Raw genomic sequence first — 15,325 nt, forward strand, 5'->3', positions numbered from 1 at the left:
CTTTAAATTTTATTAAAATTACTAAACTTAACTAACTCGAAAGAAAATCCCTGAGCTTTAAAAGAGGACTCAAGATCTTTCAGATAGTTCTCTCTGATGTAACTATCTTCAAATTCTGTTTTTGCTTTGATGAATATTTTTTTGTTAACACTATCTTCATTTATAACTTCTAATTTGCTAAACCATGATTTATCGATAGCTTGACCGTAACATGTGACTAAAGATTCTCGTACTTTGTACCAAGTTGAGTTGGGGCCTAGCTCTTTACTAAGTTCTGAAAGGTAATCTTCATCACTTATTTGTTGCTGTAAAACTGTTGTTTTTTGATACTCCGTTGCGCTATTGGTAACTTGTTTTGATTCATCAAATGGTATAACTTGTAACTGCTCAATATCGTTGCCATGGACAGCTCGTACCTCCTGTAGTATCTTGAATTTAATATGATCTGACAGTGTAATATTCTTAATCAACTTGATGTAATATTTGTTTTTAACAGCTGCACCAAAATCACAAGATGTTAAAATTTGATAAGCCATATCTGCTTCAAAGACTCCAGCTATTTTACGCTTCAACTGAGCCTTCATACTACGATCTGTACCAGATTCAATATTTGCTAGATACTGTTCTTTAAATCTTCCTACATCATTAAATCTAAAATTTCCACTATTAGCCTGATCAGTAGTTAGTAATTCATTTGCTAAGGCTTTTGCCGTATAGCTTAGCACTGCTATCTTATCTGCAAAATGACGGTTTGGATATTTATTTGATAACTTCAACAGTAATTGATTTATGAAGTATATGTTGAAGCTTCTACTAGACATACGTTGTAGTATAACTGCATCTTCTGGTGTTAGTGGATAATAATCTGCTAGTCTTTTTCTTTTGTGGCAGTATTTATTCTTTTCAACCTCTGAATCCTTAGTAATAGCTGGAGTTGCTAACTCACTATTTTGCTCATAATCCTTGTTTGATGGCTTTTTATTGCTAAAATCACTAAGCTCATAGAAATTCAAATTCTGTTGTTGCTGTTGATCTTTTTTTTCATTTCCTACTAACTCAATTTCTATAAAATCATCAGATTCCGTATATTTAAACTTCAAATTTTGCTGTTGATCTTCATTTTTATTTTGATCATTCTCTATTAACTTATCTTCAGTAGATCTAGATCTATTATTATTTTTTTTATTATTATTATATCTATATATGTAGCTGCAATTTTTTGCAGGTTCACCTGCAAATTCTTGCAAATTGATGTGAAAATTTTTTTGTTGCAGAAGGACAATTTTTTCTTCTTTTTTTTCTTTTTCAGTGAAACGCTGAAAATTTTTTAGAAGTTTTACACAAAGAACATTACGTAACTTGAGATTGCCTTTAATTATTGTTCTATTTTCAACTTTAATAAAACCTGCATTTCTTAATTCAACCAAGCATTGCCTAACTCTGCGGTAACGAAGGTTTAACTCCTTTTCAAAAAAGTAATAACTTTCCTGTAATTCATCTATATCTTTGTTGTAATAGATTTGTAGTCTATATACCATCAATGATAAAAGCTGTTTAGATGTTTTACTTAATGCTTTTCCATTATCTCCAGTTAGCTTTCTCCATTCTGGTGGAATGATATTTCCAATAAAGTTATAAAATATTGTGTCATTATTGTTACTATTATTTTTAACAAAATTACAACCATTGGTTAAAAAGTCGAATACTACAGGTCGCATTTTTCATCTCCAAAAATACAGCTATAGTAGGTGTTTTTGAAAATAATTTTTTTACAAATTACCATCAAATTTTTGTTCAAAAGGTTGACAAAAGGTTGACAAAAATCATTATGCCAAACCTATATAAATCTTCATACTTATACTATCTGCCTTAGAAGACCAATTTTGCTTATAGGCAGTGTTAATGTTAAGCAAATACCTAATATCGGAATTCTTTTAGATTTGCATTATGATAAGCCTATATCACGCCCCCAGCCAGTCATTGAAGAGCAGCAATTCAAAAAACTAAATACATCTTTTTTGCATTTGCGATGTTTTCCTGAAAATACAGAAACGGGATTTGTTTTAATGTCCTTGCTCATCTGATTTAGCATCGCTAGATGAGCTACTTTAGCTATATCCCTGTTTGGTATAATAGTCGGAGTGTTGCAATTACCTCCTAAACAAAAGATCGAGTTATTACGCAACGATGAGTGTAGCATTGTTTGCTTCTCAGTTGAACAGCTATAATCGTGCTGCCATAGTAAACAAATATTTGCTACTGATTTTTGGCAAGTGCTGTTTTTTAATTCGCAATTTTGAATTTTAAGGTGTTTGCAACCATCTTTTGGATCGCTAGTACATGAAAAAACAATCTTTTGTTTCCAATATGGACGATTGACTTTAAACTTGTCAAAAAATACTCTATCACCACCATCATAGTTGATTCTATTGACCTCATAGCATTCGTTACTTTCTGTTAATTGCTCAAGTTCAGGGTTTAAAACTTGCCAATATTCTGCTACTTCCCTTAGTTCTTGAGTCTTATCTCTGTAGTCATAGTGAAGTATATATTTTTCATTTATGAAAGCTTGTGTAAAATATGTACCAATATGCTCTATAGATATATAGTTTAAAACTACTTAAGTTATTATAAGCCTTTCAGAGTGTTAAATTTCGAGTATAGCTATAAAATTGCTACATTTGTGCTAAAAAAATGTGGTTTTTGATAGCAAAAATTGCCTAAATCACCTGCTATACCTGACATTTTTGGAGGTTAGAAATGGCGCAAAATTTGCGTAATTTTGCAAGCAATAATTGCAAAATTGCTAATAATAACAGTAGCAATAATGCAACTGTCTTTTATCGTTTTATTGGAAATTTTGTTCCAGCAGAATGGAAAGATCTGATTGGAGATAATGCTAAAGCTTTAAGCAAAACATCTAAACAGCTTTTATCATTTATAGTATATAGACTACATATCTATTACAACAAAGATATAGATGAATTACAGGAAAGTTATTACTTTTTTGAAAAAGAGTTAAACCTTCGTTACCGCAGAGTTAGACAATGTTTGGTTGAATTAAGAAATGCAGGTTTTATTAAAGTTGAAAATAGAACAATAATTAAAGGCAATCTCAAGGTACGTAATGTTCTTTGTGTAAAACTTCTAAAAAATTTTCAGCGTTTCACTGAAAAAGAAAAAAAAGAAGAAAAAATTGTCCTTCTGCAACAAAAAAATTTTCACATCAATTTGCAAGAATTTGCAGGTGAACCTGCAAAAAATTGCAGCTACATATATAGATATAATAATAATAAAAAAAATAATAATAGATCTAGATCTACTGAAGATAAGTTAATAGAGAATGATCAAAATAAAAATGAAGATCAACAGCAAAATTTGAAGTTTAAATATACGGAATCTGATGATTTTATAGAAATTGAGTTAGTAGAAAATGAAAAAGAAAATCAACAGCAACAACAGAATTTGAATTTCTATGAGCTTAGTGATGTTAGTAATGACAAGCCATCAAACAAGGATTATGAGCAAAATAGTGAGTTAGCAACTCCAGCTATTACTAAGAATTCAGAGGTTGAAAAGAATGAATGCTATCCCAAAAGAAAAAGACTAGCAGATTATTATCCACTAACACCAGAAGATGCAATTATACTACAACGTATGTCTAGTAGAAGCTTCAACATATACTTCATAAATCAATTACTGTTGAAGTTATCAAATAAATATCCAAACCGTCATTTTGTAAATAAGATAGCAGTGCTAAACTATATGGCAAAAGCCTTAGCAAATGAATTACTAACTACTGATCAGGCTAATAGTAGAAATTTTGGATTTAATGATGTAGGAAGATTTAAAGAACAGTATCTAGCAAATATTGAATCTGGTACAGATCGTAGTATGTAGTATGAAGGCTCAGTTGAAGCGTAAAATAGCTGGAGTCTTTGAAGCAGATATGGCTTATCAAATTTTAACATCTTGTGATTTTAGGGCAGCGGTTAAAAACAAATATTACATCAGGTTGCTTAAGAATATTACACTATCAGATCATATTAAATTCAAGATACTACAGGAGGTACGAGCTGTGTATAGCAACGATATTGAGCAGTTACAAGTTATACCATTTGATGAATCAAAACAAGTTACCAATAGCGCAACGGAGTATCAAAAAACAACAGTTTTACAGCAACAAATAAGTGATGAAGATTACCTTTCAGAACTTAGTAAAGAGCTAGGTTCTAACTCTATATTGTTCAAAGTACGAAAATACATACTTCAACATTATGAATATGAGCAAGTTATTGATAAAATATGGTTTAGTAAATTAGAAGTTGTAAATGAAGATAATGTTAATAAAAAAATATTCATTAAGGCTTTAACAAGCTTTGCGAATAGCTATATCAAATCAAATTTTAAGCTCATTCTAGAGCGTGCTTTTGAAGCTCAAGGGTTTTCGTTTGAATTAGTTCAGTGTAAGTAAACTTAAGGGTAATATGAATGAAAAAATGCTTGTCCAAAAAAAATTACAGCAAAATTTTACTCATTAACACCAGAGATATGCAACTCAAGATTGGTTTTTGGCATCGTGATAACTGAATTCAAAAAATTTATAATTTAATTTGCTTCTTTTCCAGTTTTTATCTGGGATTGGAGTATACAAAAAGTTTAAATTATGGTATAATTTATTAATAACCATTTAGAGGTGGACAATGATAGATTTTTATAGTGAGAGCTTAATAAATAAGCTGTTCAGAACCAACATAAGATTTAACACCAAAATTGATCTTGATAAAGTTGAAAGAGCAATACTTTACGCTAAAGAATATCATGGCCAGCAAAAGAGAGATACAGAACTCTACTACACACATCCATTGAAAGTAGCGTACATGGTATCAGACTACAGCTTTGAAACAAATACAATTATTACTGCAATACTACATGATACACTTGAAGACACAAAACTAACTAAAGAAAGAATAAGGTACGAATTTGGTGCTAATATTGCAGAACAAGTTTCAGACCTTACCAGAGTTAGGGATAATAAGAAAATCAGTGCTATGGAAATGATACAAATATTACGCAGCCAAAATAAAACAGAACTATTACTGATCAAGCTTTTTGATAGATTCCATAATATTACAACTATATTCATCAAACCTCCTCACAAAAGGCAAGAAATAATATTTGAAACGCAGCAAGAATTTATAGCTCTTGCTGAATACCTTAAACTACCAGAGATTGGAGAACGCTTAAGCGAATATTGTAAACTTCATGCTAGCTAATGAGTAAATAATTGAGAATGAAAGGATTAAATATATGATATTAAAATCTAAGACTAAGTATACCTTACATAGCGCTATTCAAGATGGTGATATTAAAAAAGTGAAGCAGCTTATTAATAAGGATATTACACTTGTCAATTCAAAATATAAAGATGGCACTACTGCTTTATCTGTTGCTTTGAAATATAAGAATCTACCTATTGCTAAGATTTTGTTGAACAATGAAGCTAACGTAAACGCACAAGATAATGATGGGCACACTGCTTTACATCTTGTTGTTGAAACAATTCAAGTATATTATGAATTTTTCGAAAAATATCCTACCTATTGCAATGATCATATAGCATTACTGCTAAAATATAATGCTGATGTAAATATCGAGAATAATCAAGGTAATACACCTTTATCTGATGCTGTTGAATGCAAATGTGTAGAACCTTTAGCAATTATGCTAAAACATAATTCTACTGGTATTAATAAAAAATATGATGAAGGAGAAACACTACTACATATTGCTGTTCGTAATAAAATCATAGATATTATAGAGCTTTTGATTGATTATGGTGCTGATATTGATGCAAAAGATGATAACGGCATGACTACTATAGATTATGCTGCTAAAAGCGGTAATGCAGATATATTCAACTTTCTAACGGAACAATGGGTCCCATGGTATTAGGTTTCAACAGATAGCTAATATGTTAATGCTAATAAAGAGAAGTTAATATGAATGTTTTGAAATCACTTTTACAACCGTGTTATGCTGTTATATTAGCATTCGTTGTATTATCTTCACCATCGATATGTACAGCGAATAATAATGTAAACTTCAATGCTTTCAAAGATAGTATTGATACTTCACAATTCTATATAAAATTTTCAACTGGTATTGCTACTAACTACGACACATTAGAAGCTGGAATTGGTTATAGATTAAATCGGCACAGAATGGATGTAAGATTAGGATTTATGTGTCATCACAACTGTAGAGATAACTTTGTTCAAGGAAATTATTATTACAATATAATTGAAGGTAACAAAGCATCAATTTTTGTTACAGGTGGCCTAGTATCAGTTCTCAAGTCTTATAGTGATATTGGAGTAGACTTGGGAGTTGGTACAACAATAAACTTATCAAGAGATACATATTTAGACATTGAATGCAGCACAATTGCTAACTATAGACCACTTCCTATTCATATACGATTTGGATTGCAGGTTCACATTTAATAACTAGCAAGTTTTATAGTTAGTAATGATTAGTTCATTAACAGGATTGCGTTGTTCATTGATTGAGTATACGACTGTAACGGTATTGATATTAAAATCTTTGTATAAGTCTCTAATAAAGGCAGTATTATTATTTGAGATCATAATCTTAACACCTTTATTTGTTAATTCTTGGACAAAATCCCGTAATCTAATTTGATCTTTTTCATCAAATGGAAGTCTAGTGTAGAACCTTTCTCCAGATTTATGGTAAGGAGGATCGAAATAAACAAAGTCATTTTGTTGAGGCTCTATAAATGAAAAATCTGTAGCATAAATTGATACACCATGTAGAAGGCTGCTGCATTGGTTTATTCTAGATGCAATGTGGAGTTTAATGTAGCATTCACCAGAAAATGTTTGAGCAGATTGTCCATTTTTGTAGACTCTATAAATTCCTCTAAAAGAATATTTATTAAGATATATAAATTTTGCGGTAATTTCATTCGGATTATTACTATATTTGTTTTTAACTTTATAATAATAATCCTTCGAATGATGTTTGTGATATAAACTCAGTAATCTATTGACCTCATTAGGATTATTTTTAACAGCATTATAGCTAGTAATTAAATCGAGATTGATGTCAGACAAAAAACATTGTTTAAAAAGATGCCTAACTTGAAAAAATAAAGCACCGCCACCAAGGAATGGTTCATAGTAATTATAGTGCGGACCTTGAGGAAGATGTTCTATTAATTTATTAACAATTCTTCGTTTACTACCAATCCAATGAAGAAAAGGCTTAGACTTATTAGCAACAGCTACTGACACATGAAGTTTAATTAATTTCTGTTAGTTGAATCTCTATTGAGATTATACCAGAAAACAGCTTGTAGTGCTAGTAATAATAACGCTTACAAGGCTTTTTTTATGTATCCTTTTTGAATAAGATTTATTATTGATTATAACCATAAGTAAGGAATATAATAATTTTACATCAACATTAGATTATTATGCAAAAATTTAACCTGAAAATTAAAAGATTTTAAAAGATTTTAATAGACTAATAAAAATTATAATGCTACTCTATACCTTATATTATCTAGGTTTCAAAACTTTGATGATAATGATCTGAAGATTAAATAAAACAAAGGGTTGAACTTTTGGAATTAATCTTCAGAAACCATTTTTTAAACAAAAATAGTAGGGGAATTCTATGCCTATTCAAGACGAAGGTCAAAATAAAATCAATAAATTAACCGAAAAATTATCTACAGAGGGAATTAATAGCACAACAATAAAACAGATAGACGCTGAATTGCAAAAACTATACTTTCAGCTAGAGGAATCTGAGCAAGTAAGCATAAATTGCATAGAGTGGATACAATATTTTAGGCTAATAGTAAATAACTACGACAGAAAAAAAGTAAATATAATAGCTTCTCTAAATGGAATAATTTTTTTATTTAGACAATACATAGCATCAACAAATATAAGGATTGAAACATTTAACATAGAATTGCTAATAAATAATACCGTTATCAGAATGAGGGAACATTTTGAAAATGAGAATATAAAGCTAAATGTTCAAAATGACATAAAGACGGTTCTGATTGGAGATAGTTTTCGAATAAAAGCAGTAATAAGTCAGTTAATTGGTAGTGCTATTATAAATAGCAGCAAAAATAGCAAGATTACTATTAACCTCAATCAGTATTCAGAAATATTACAATTTACAGTACAAAACATAGGACTAAGCACTTCTAAAGAAAAATTAGAAAGAATAAATGCTGAACTAGAGAATTTGAATTTGGTAACGTATCAAGAACTAGGAGAAGGATTAGCATTTATAAAACATCTTACAGATCAGCTAAAAGGAAGACTAAGAGCAAAAGAGGAAAATAATTACATAACTTTTTCATTTGAAGTGCCAATAACTAGTTTGAATTATTCTTTAGGAGAATGCTATGAAAGAAAAGAAGAAAACAATTAACAAATGGATGGTACAAATTCCTCCAATACCAATTACGTTGGTGAATGGAGAGAGTGAGAATATCGATGAATATATGGAAATAATAACAAAGCTAAGAAAAGCGAAGTATCATGTCGAGGCAGCTGAATCATTGAAAGAATATTGTACAGATTTAATACAGGAGATTAAATATAGATTTAATATTGCAACGAGTGAAATTGTAAGGCTTGCAAGCGAGATCATGTTAAATGATTCGGAAAATAAAGATAAGCTGAAAACAATATTAAATCGATCAGCAAATCTCCAAGAATACTGTAACGACGTAGTTTACACGCTTAGAAGCGAAATTGAGAATGAAAATTTATGTTTAAAAAAATTTAGCATACAAAAGCTAGTAAAAAATGCCGTTAGGCGACTAGAAGACATTGCAAAAGAGAAAGATATAAAAATCAATTACAATTTTCAGTACAAAATGAAGGATATTGTGATTGGAAATAGTGATCACTTACAAGCTATATTAAGTCAATTAATAGGAAGCGTCATTAGATTTAATCACAGCTGCCAGGTTATAATTACAGTTCATTTGTTTACTGTAAAAAATTATATAAAAAGCGATAACATACTACAATTTAGAATACACGATACAGGAAGCGGTATTTCAAAAGAAAAATTAGGGAATATAAAAGCTAAATTAGCTGATTTTGAGTTGGTACGAGACTATCCACTAATGCTTGAATCAGGATTATGGTTTGTAAATTACCTTATTAATCAACTTAATGGAGAAATGGAAATAGAAAGCGAAAAAGACAAGTTTACAACCATTACTTGCAATATTCCAGTACAACTTTTTTAATCAAATTAATTCGCTTCTTTCGCAGTTTTTATCTAAGATTGAAGTATATAAAAAGTTTAATTTATTGTATAATTTATTAAAGATTATTTAGAGATGAAAAATGATAAACTTTTATAGCGAGAGCTTACTAAATAAGCTGTTTGAAACCAACGTAAGATTTAATACTGAAATTGATCTTGATAAAGTTGAAAAAGCAATATTTTATGCCCAAAAATATCATGGTCAGCAAAAGAGAGATACAGGAGAACTATACTACACACATCCATTAGAAGTAGCTTATATGGTATCAGACTACAGCTTTGAAACAGATACGATTATTACAGCAATACTACATGATACCATCGAAGACACAACACTAACTAAAGAAAAAATAGGTCAAGAATTTGGTCATAATATTGCAGAACAGGTTTCAGATCTCACCAGGATTAAGGATAATAAAAAAATTAGTTCTAGAGAAATGATTCAAACATTTTATAGACAAAATAAAACAGAACTATTATTAATTAAGCTTTTCGACCGATTCCATAATATTCAGACTGTATCAATAAAACCTTATGAAAAAAGACAAGAAATCATACTAGAAACGCAGCAAGAATTTATACCTCTGGCTGAATATCTTAAATTACCAGAAATTGCTATAGAGCTAAATAAATACTGTAAGCTGTATGCTACCTAATAAACTAAAGTTTAATAGGTGGTTAATGTAGTGAATTGCAGAAATTAAAATTCAATAAGAGAATGTTCATGTAGGTTATTTTATTGTATAATTTAAAAAGAATAGAAAATATGAAAAATATATGCATTTATCAAGATTTTTAGATCCAAAGAATGATGTAGCATTTAAAAAGATATTTGGATCAGAAAAAAACAAGGACATACTAATACATTTTCTGAACGATATATTGTTGTTTGAAGGGAATAGAAAAATAATAGAAGTAGAGTTTTTAGGAACGATATTAGATGCAGACATAGCGTCTAAAAAAGAATCAATAGTAGATGTTTTGTGTAAAGATAAAAACGGTGCGCAATATATAATAGAAATGCAAGTAGATCCTACACAAGGATTTGAAAAAAGAGCTCAGTATTATGCCGCAAAAGCATATGGTAGGCAACCAAATAGAGGGAAGGAAGGAAAATACTCAGACCTAAAGGAGGTTATATTTATAGCTATAGCAGATTATAAATTGTTTCCAAATAAAGAAGACTATATATCAAGGCATGTAATATTGGATAAAAAGACATATGAGCATGATCTAAAGGACTTTTCATTTACCTTTATAGAATTACCAAAATTTAAAAAAAATAGAGTGGAAGAGTTAAATGATATAACAGAGAAGTGGTGCTATTTTTTTAAACATGCAAAAGAAACAACATTAGATGGATATAATAAAATAATAGGTGAAGATTTAATAATAAAAAGAGCGTATGAGGCATTAGATCAGTTTAATTGGAGTGAAGACGAACTAATAACCTATGAACAAGAGTTAAAGCGTATATGGGATAATAAAGCAGTAGAAGATTATAAACTCGAACGCGCTAAAGCTGAAGGTAAAGCTGAAGGCATAAAGCTCGGTGAAGCTAAAGGTAAAGCCGAAGGTAAAGCCGAAGGTAAAGCTGAAGGAATAAAGCTAGGTGAAGCTAAAGGTAAAGCTCAAGGTAAAGCTGAAGGAATAAAGCTAGGTGAAGCTAAAGCAAAAAAAGATTTTGCAATAAAATTATTGAAGTCTGAATTATCAGTTGAGACAATTGCTGAATATACGGATTTATCAATACAAGAAGTATTAAATTTAAAAAATAGCGTAAAATAATAAGAAATATACAACATACAAAATTTTACCTTTAATGTGTTGTATGCTACTTCTATTAGATGCTTTATATCACACTACAAGTTCTATACTATACTGAACATTGAGAAGGCCATACTTTAAGGCCTCAATGTCCTTAACATGGCCGCACCATTCTTGACGAAAACTGTTCCATTTTAAGCCATGAAGGTGAATGTGGCGCTTAGTGTTTTCGTCTGGTTCAGAAGCAAATTTTAAAATCACAGCAGCTTTATTTTGCTGTTCTTTATCAAAAATATCTTTACCTATTGTAGTCCAATGATCCTGAACATTTGGATGTTGTGTTAAAGTTTCTTTTAGTGAAACAATTGCACCAAATAACGTATTTGCTGATAAGTGATCAAGCTTAGCTTTAGCAACTAATCCACCCATTTCGATAAGAGGTCGAGTAGGCATTTTACGTTCTTTAATTTTAAGGTTAACCTCATCCATGATTAGCCTAGCCTTTTTTTGTTGAAGAGTAATTTTTTGCTGCATAAGATTTGCCATGTTAGTAATTCAGAAAGATAAAAAAATCAGGCAAGAATATATCAAAATAAAATCCCAGTAAAGAAAAAAAACCGCGCCTACCAAACCAACATCAAATAATTATAGTCAAAAAAACGTGAATTCAAGGTTAGAAGCTTCATTGAAAAATAAGCTTAAGCGGGTAGGTAAGCGCGAAAGCGCTTTTCCTCCCAAAGAACCGTACAAGCGAATTACTCCGCATACGGCTCAAGCAATTTACAAACAGCTGCAATAAGTTGTCCGCGATTACTGTGTACTTGTCGATGGCAGTTTTCATGCAATAAGCACAAATTGTTAATATGGTCAGTGCCACCACATCTTATAGGTGTTATATGATGTACATGAACACTTTCACCATTATCTATTAAATCAAAACAAACAAGACATTTACCCTTTTGTCTACGCCAAAGAATCTGCCTAGATTTAAACAAATACTTAGGGCTATCAGCCTGACGTTTATGCCAATATTCTCTAAGTTTTGAATTATCAGGAGAAGATTTACCTTTAACAAGAATATGTCGTTTAATCGTTGTCCATTGTAATTTCCATAGATATAGATCTTTATTCATAAAGACCCAATTATCATTTCTGCCTTTAATGCGACCCCAATACTTTTTCTTAAGCCATTCCCAGGATTTTTTAGGATGTTTTCTACATGCAAATCTTGCTTGTCGAATCCACATCCAACAGTCTAAATTGGAAAAAATTTTCTTGGACACAACTTTGTTGAAATAACTGCACCATCCAAATATTTTAGAATTTAGATTATCAATTATTCTATCAATATTCCATGAGAAACTTTTTTTCCATTCTATTGACATTCGTTTTTTAAACGACTTTATAGAGTCTTTAGACGGTTTAACTAGTAGAGCTACACCTCTTCTTGTACTATTGGTTTTATATTGTCGAATATTAAATCCAAGGAAATCAAAACCTTCATTAATATGAAGTATCCTGGTTTTTTCCTTTGACAATTCTAAGCCTCTAATACTTAACCAATCATTAATAATACTTTTGGCTCTGATACATGAGCTTTCTGACTTAGCGCAAACGACAAAATCATCAGCGTATCTCACTAAAGCATATTCGGATTTAGAATATAGGTGATCATACTTATTATAGATAATATTAAGTATATCACTCATTCCATGAAGAGTTATGTTTAAAAGTAATGGAGAAATTAATCCACCTTGTGGAGTACCAGCTGTTGTTTTGATAATTTGATAATCCTGCATTACACCAGATTTAAGCCATGCTTGAATCCAATTACGAGCAGGGAAATTTCCTATAATTTTCAAAAGAAAATTATGATCAATATTATCAAATGCTCCTTTAATATCAGCATCTAATATCCAATTTCTATTGGTTCCATGTCGAATAATACCAGATATTCTCTGTATTGCATCGTGAGCGCTACGTCCAGGTCTAAAGCCATAGCTGCAACCTTCAAACTTAGCTTCCCAATATGGTTCAAGTGCTGATTTTACAACAGCCTGTCTACACCTATCCACAATAGTTGGCAAGCCTAAAGGTCTAGATTCGCCATTACTTTTTGGTATGTATACACGCTTAATCGGTTTTACAGATGATAGATTATTATCTGCTAACTTTTCCATCAACAGACTCCTTTCTTTATCTGTCTTAACAACTATTTTATCAATTCCAGGACTTTTTCGTCCTTTGTTGATTTGAGTAACACGTCTTATAGCAAGTAACCTATTTGCTCTTGATTTTAACATCAATCTTTGTAAGTTACCTACTAACTTCGTATTACCATTTGCGAATGCCCTATAAATACGTCTACGAAGATTATTAACCTTTTGTATAATTTCTTTCCAGTCTATTGAATGCCAATAGATTTTCTTGAAATTATCTTTAGTCTCAATTGTTACATTTGCGTTTAGCATCCAACTTTTCCAATTAATTCATAATCTTGTTTACCTATTTAGGGTAAATCACCAGTCTTAAGTTAGCATCATTTCTGATTAGCATATAAATGCCTATACACTCAGTTATTAATTTCTGTAGTCTTTCGACTTAGTGTCATTTGCTTTCTAAGACCTCTCTTACCTACTATCAGTTGCCTAATAATAGGCTTACCATGTTTCACTCATCAGAGAGACGTTAAGTTGGTTATCTTCTTTATACCGAGGAGCTGGCATTTTTAAAGAAGGCTGCGTATTCCTTCTTACAGCTAAGCTTTTCAGCTTTATCCTTATAACAGAATTTATCTGGAGTATCTGCTTCTGCATTGACGATATTTTCCATACGAAGATTCACTTTCGTTTAACCAATTTTAACTTTACCTTGCCCCTATTTCCCATCCAGATTAGTACTTTAGTTAGGCTTTCTATCGCGCTTAGTACAAGACCGTTACCAATCTCGCACCGCAATAGCGGTAACTAAGGTTTAAATGCAACCTTGCTACATTTCTGTAGTCTCTGTTTGAGCGACCTCATGTCGCACTACGCAATATGCAATCTATAAAGATTGCTGCTAAAAAATGAGTACTCATTAACCGATTGAATGTTAAAAAAAAGAAGTTTGTGCTAGCAAAATCAAAAAAACCATGCTAACTTAAAACTCAGGTGAGAATTGGTATTGAGATGGCTATACAGTTTGCAAGGATTGAATTTTTACGTAGAAGTGAAGGAGGTGATAGTTGTCGTAAGGCAGCGTATAATGCAAGAACTATTGTTAAAAATAAGCAGACAGGTATAAGGTATAACTTCTCTCGTAAGAAAGATAACGTATATCATACAGTGCTGATACCGGATTATGTAAAACAAGAATTCAAGAATATTCAAACATTAATGAATGAGGTAGAACGAACAGCAAAAAAAGACAACAGCCAGTTGTTGAAGGATATAGTAATAGCATTGCCAGACGAGAAGGAGCTAAATTTAGAGCATAGAATAGAACTAACTCATCGAATAGTTGATGCAATGGAATGGGTGCAAAATGGTCTTGGAGTACAGATAGACATTCATAAGCCTCAAATAGGAGATAAAAACTGGCATGTGCATATATTGGTTACTACAAGAAGATTTAAAGAGAATGGTGAAGAATTGGGTGATAAAGCTGTTGACTTAGAGGCTAAATTTATAACAGTAAAAGGTCAGTGGCGTATTATTAAAGATTCCAAGATGATTCATGAAATAGCAAAAGAAGAAACTAATGCATATTTCGCTGAATTAGGCTTACCATATAGAGTTGACGAGACAAGCGAAGTACCTGGAAAGCATATTGGACCTCGTAGAATTAGGAATTTAATTAATGAAGTATTAAATGAAAATGAGTTACGTAAAGAGGCTCATTTGAAGATTATTAATGATGCTGACGTAATAACAGATTCTATAACACATTACAAATCTATTTTTACTAAGCAGGATGTTGAAAAAGCAGTAAAAGATATACCAGATCTAACAGCAAGAGAACAGTTAGTTCAGAAAGTGCTTAGTTCAAATAGAATACTAGAGTTATACCATGATGATGGTGAAAGTAGCAAATATTTTACGACAAGTGAGGTTCGAAATGAGGAGACAAGAATAATCAGAATAGCTAATAAAATCAATAATCAGTTTATTACAACGATATTTACAATCTTAAAAGTGATATCGAAGGTCTAGCAAATGTTAGTGAAGAACAGAAACAAGCGCTA

15 protein-coding genes and 1 pseudogene are annotated in these 15,325 nt (G+C 30.9%); 10 read left to right on the top strand and 6 right to left on the bottom strand.

The genetic code is table 11. The features are described 5' to 3' along the window. Window positions 1-2 precede the first annotated feature (2 nt). Entirely contained in the window at window positions 3-1,718 is a 1,716-nt protein-coding gene (locus DK405_RS03810) for a DnaA N-terminal domain-containing protein (RefSeq protein ID WP_064612787.1), read from the bottom strand. Between the two features lie 230 nt (window positions 1,719-1,948). Then, window positions 1,949-2,605: pseudogene (gene traN / locus DK405_RS03815) on the bottom strand (conjugal transfer protein TraN); the annotation flags it as partial. Window positions 2,606-2,760: 155 nt separating this feature from the next. On the opposite strand from traN, the gene DK405_RS03820 reads away from it, so the two are divergent. The 5 genes from DK405_RS03820 (at window position 2,761) to DK405_RS03835 (ending at window position 6,506) form a co-directional block, all read left to right on the top strand. Then, window positions 2,761-3,900, top strand: coding sequence for a hypothetical protein (locus tag DK405_RS03820; RefSeq protein WP_231967623.1), 1,140 nt, complete (start codon window positions 2,761-2,763; stop codon window positions 3,898-3,900). After that, the gene (locus DK405_RS13860) at window positions 3,872-4,474 is read left to right on the top strand and encodes a hypothetical protein (RefSeq protein WP_231967618.1); all 603 of its coding nucleotides are present in this window, start codon (window positions 3,872-3,874) and stop codon (window positions 4,472-4,474) included. Before DK405_RS03820 ends, DK405_RS13860 begins: the two co-directional genes overlap by 29 nt. Before the next feature lie 229 nt (window positions 4,475-4,703). Then, window positions 4,704-5,276, top strand: a complete 573-nt coding sequence (locus DK405_RS03825) for an HD domain-containing protein (RefSeq protein ID WP_109510590.1) — start codon at window positions 4,704-4,706, stop codon at window positions 5,274-5,276. Window positions 5,277-5,310: 34 nt separating this feature from the next. Further along, the gene (locus DK405_RS03830; RefSeq protein ID WP_064613074.1) at window positions 5,311-5,955 is read left to right on the top strand and encodes an ankyrin repeat domain-containing protein; all 645 of its coding nucleotides are present in this window, start codon (window positions 5,311-5,313) and stop codon (window positions 5,953-5,955) included. 47 nt (window positions 5,956-6,002) lie between these two features. After that, window positions 6,003-6,506, top strand: a complete 504-nt coding sequence (locus DK405_RS03835; protein ID WP_064613072.1) for a hypothetical protein — start codon at window positions 6,003-6,005, stop codon at window positions 6,504-6,506. A gap of 3 nt (window positions 6,507-6,509) precedes the next feature. Here the strand turns inward: DK405_RS03835 and DK405_RS03840 are convergent, their stop codons facing one another. Continuing rightward, window positions 6,510-7,319 (bottom strand): DNA adenine methylase, encoded by an 810-nt coding sequence (locus DK405_RS03840; RefSeq protein WP_045913641.1) that lies wholly within the window; start codon window positions 7,317-7,319, stop codon window positions 6,510-6,512. 385 nt (window positions 7,320-7,704) lie between these two features. Here DK405_RS03840 and DK405_RS13865 point away from each other — a divergent pair, with 385 nt between their 5' ends. From DK405_RS13865 to DK405_RS03860, 4 genes are all read left to right on the top strand, one after another. Next, a complete protein-coding gene (locus tag DK405_RS13865; protein ID WP_109510591.1) occupies window positions 7,705-8,481 on the top strand; it encodes an ATP-binding protein in 777 nt (258 codons plus the stop codon). After that, window positions 8,456-9,313 carry a sensor histidine kinase gene (locus DK405_RS13870; RefSeq protein ID WP_109510592.1) on the top strand — a complete coding sequence of 286 codons (858 nt, stop codon included), beginning with the start codon at window positions 8,456-8,458 and terminating at the stop codon, window positions 9,311-9,313. The genes DK405_RS13865 and DK405_RS13870 overlap by 26 nt, the downstream gene beginning before the upstream one ends. Before the next feature lie 100 nt (window positions 9,314-9,413). Beyond that, window positions 9,414-9,989, top strand: a complete 576-nt coding sequence (locus DK405_RS03855; RefSeq protein ID WP_109510593.1) for an HD domain-containing protein — start codon at window positions 9,414-9,416, stop codon at window positions 9,987-9,989. A 121-nt stretch (window positions 9,990-10,110) separates the two neighbouring features. Next, window positions 10,111-11,121 carry an Rpn family recombination-promoting nuclease/putative transposase gene (locus tag DK405_RS03860; RefSeq protein WP_109510594.1) on the top strand — a complete coding sequence of 337 codons (1,011 nt, stop codon included), beginning with the start codon at window positions 10,111-10,113 and terminating at the stop codon, window positions 11,119-11,121. A gap of 69 nt (window positions 11,122-11,190) precedes the next feature. Here the strand turns inward: DK405_RS03860 and DK405_RS03865 are convergent, their stop codons facing one another. The 3 genes from DK405_RS03865 to DK405_RS14990 form a co-directional block, all read right to left on the bottom strand. Then, window positions 11,191-11,646, bottom strand: a complete 456-nt coding sequence (locus DK405_RS03865; protein WP_109510595.1) for a conjugal transfer protein TraD — start codon at window positions 11,644-11,646, stop codon at window positions 11,191-11,193. Window positions 11,647-11,855: 209 nt separating this feature from the next. Then, window positions 11,856-13,571: a group II intron reverse transcriptase/maturase gene (gene ltrA / locus DK405_RS03870; RefSeq protein ID WP_109510596.1), complete on the bottom strand. Its 1,716-nt coding sequence runs from the start codon at window positions 13,569-13,571 to the stop codon at window positions 11,856-11,858. Window positions 13,572-13,806: 235 nt separating this feature from the next. Beyond that, window positions 13,807-13,932: a hypothetical protein gene (locus DK405_RS14990; protein ID WP_269459331.1), complete on the bottom strand. Its 126-nt coding sequence runs from the start codon at window positions 13,930-13,932 to the stop codon at window positions 13,807-13,809. A gap of 320 nt (window positions 13,933-14,252) precedes the next feature. Between DK405_RS14990 and DK405_RS13020 the strand changes: the two genes are divergently transcribed. Continuing rightward, window positions 14,253-15,293, top strand: a complete 1,041-nt coding sequence (locus tag DK405_RS13020) for a MobA/MobL family protein (RefSeq protein ID WP_174197569.1) — start codon at window positions 14,253-14,255, stop codon at window positions 15,291-15,293. The last annotated feature ends 32 nt before the right edge of the window (window positions 15,294-15,325 follow it).

This window comes from Orientia tsutsugamushi (genome assembly GCF_900327275.1).
Lineage (GTDB): Bacteria > Pseudomonadota > Alphaproteobacteria > Rickettsiales > Rickettsiaceae > Orientia > Orientia tsutsugamushi.

Excerpts from the sequence above, each read along its gene's own strand:
- DK405_RS13870 (WP_109510592.1), top strand. The coding sequence starts at position 8,456 with ATGAAAGAAAAGAAGAAAACAATTAACAAATGGATGGTACAAATTCCT.
- DK405_RS14990 (WP_269459331.1), bottom strand. The coding sequence starts at position 13,932 with ATGGAAAATATCGTCAATGCAGAAGCAGATACTCCAGATAAATTCTGT.
- DK405_RS03820 (WP_231967623.1), top strand. The coding sequence starts at position 2,761 with ATGGCGCAAAATTTGCGTAATTTTGCAAGCAATAATTGCAAAATTGCT.
- DK405_RS03810 (WP_064612787.1), bottom strand. The coding sequence starts at position 1,718 with ATGCGACCTGTAGTATTCGACTTTTTAACCAATGGTTGTAATTTTGTT.
- DK405_RS03830 (WP_064613074.1), top strand. The coding sequence starts at position 5,311 with ATGATATTAAAATCTAAGACTAAGTATACCTTACATAGCGCTATTCAA.
- DK405_RS03865 (WP_109510595.1), bottom strand. The coding sequence starts at position 11,646 with ATGGCAAATCTTATGCAGCAAAAAATTACTCTTCAACAAAAAAAGGCT.
- DK405_RS03825 (WP_109510590.1), top strand. The coding sequence starts at position 4,704 with ATGATAGATTTTTATAGTGAGAGCTTAATAAATAAGCTGTTCAGAACC.
- DK405_RS03860 (WP_109510594.1), top strand. The coding sequence starts at position 10,111 with ATGCATTTATCAAGATTTTTAGATCCAAAGAATGATGTAGCATTTAAA.
- ltrA (WP_109510596.1), bottom strand. The coding sequence starts at position 13,571 with ATGCTAAACGCAAATGTAACAATTGAGACTAAAGATAATTTCAAGAAA.
- DK405_RS13865 (WP_109510591.1), top strand. The coding sequence starts at position 7,705 with ATGCCTATTCAAGACGAAGGTCAAAATAAAATCAATAAATTAACCGAA.
- DK405_RS03855 (WP_109510593.1), top strand. The coding sequence starts at position 9,414 with ATGATAAACTTTTATAGCGAGAGCTTACTAAATAAGCTGTTTGAAACC.
- DK405_RS03835 (WP_064613072.1), top strand. The coding sequence starts at position 6,003 with ATGAATGTTTTGAAATCACTTTTACAACCGTGTTATGCTGTTATATTA.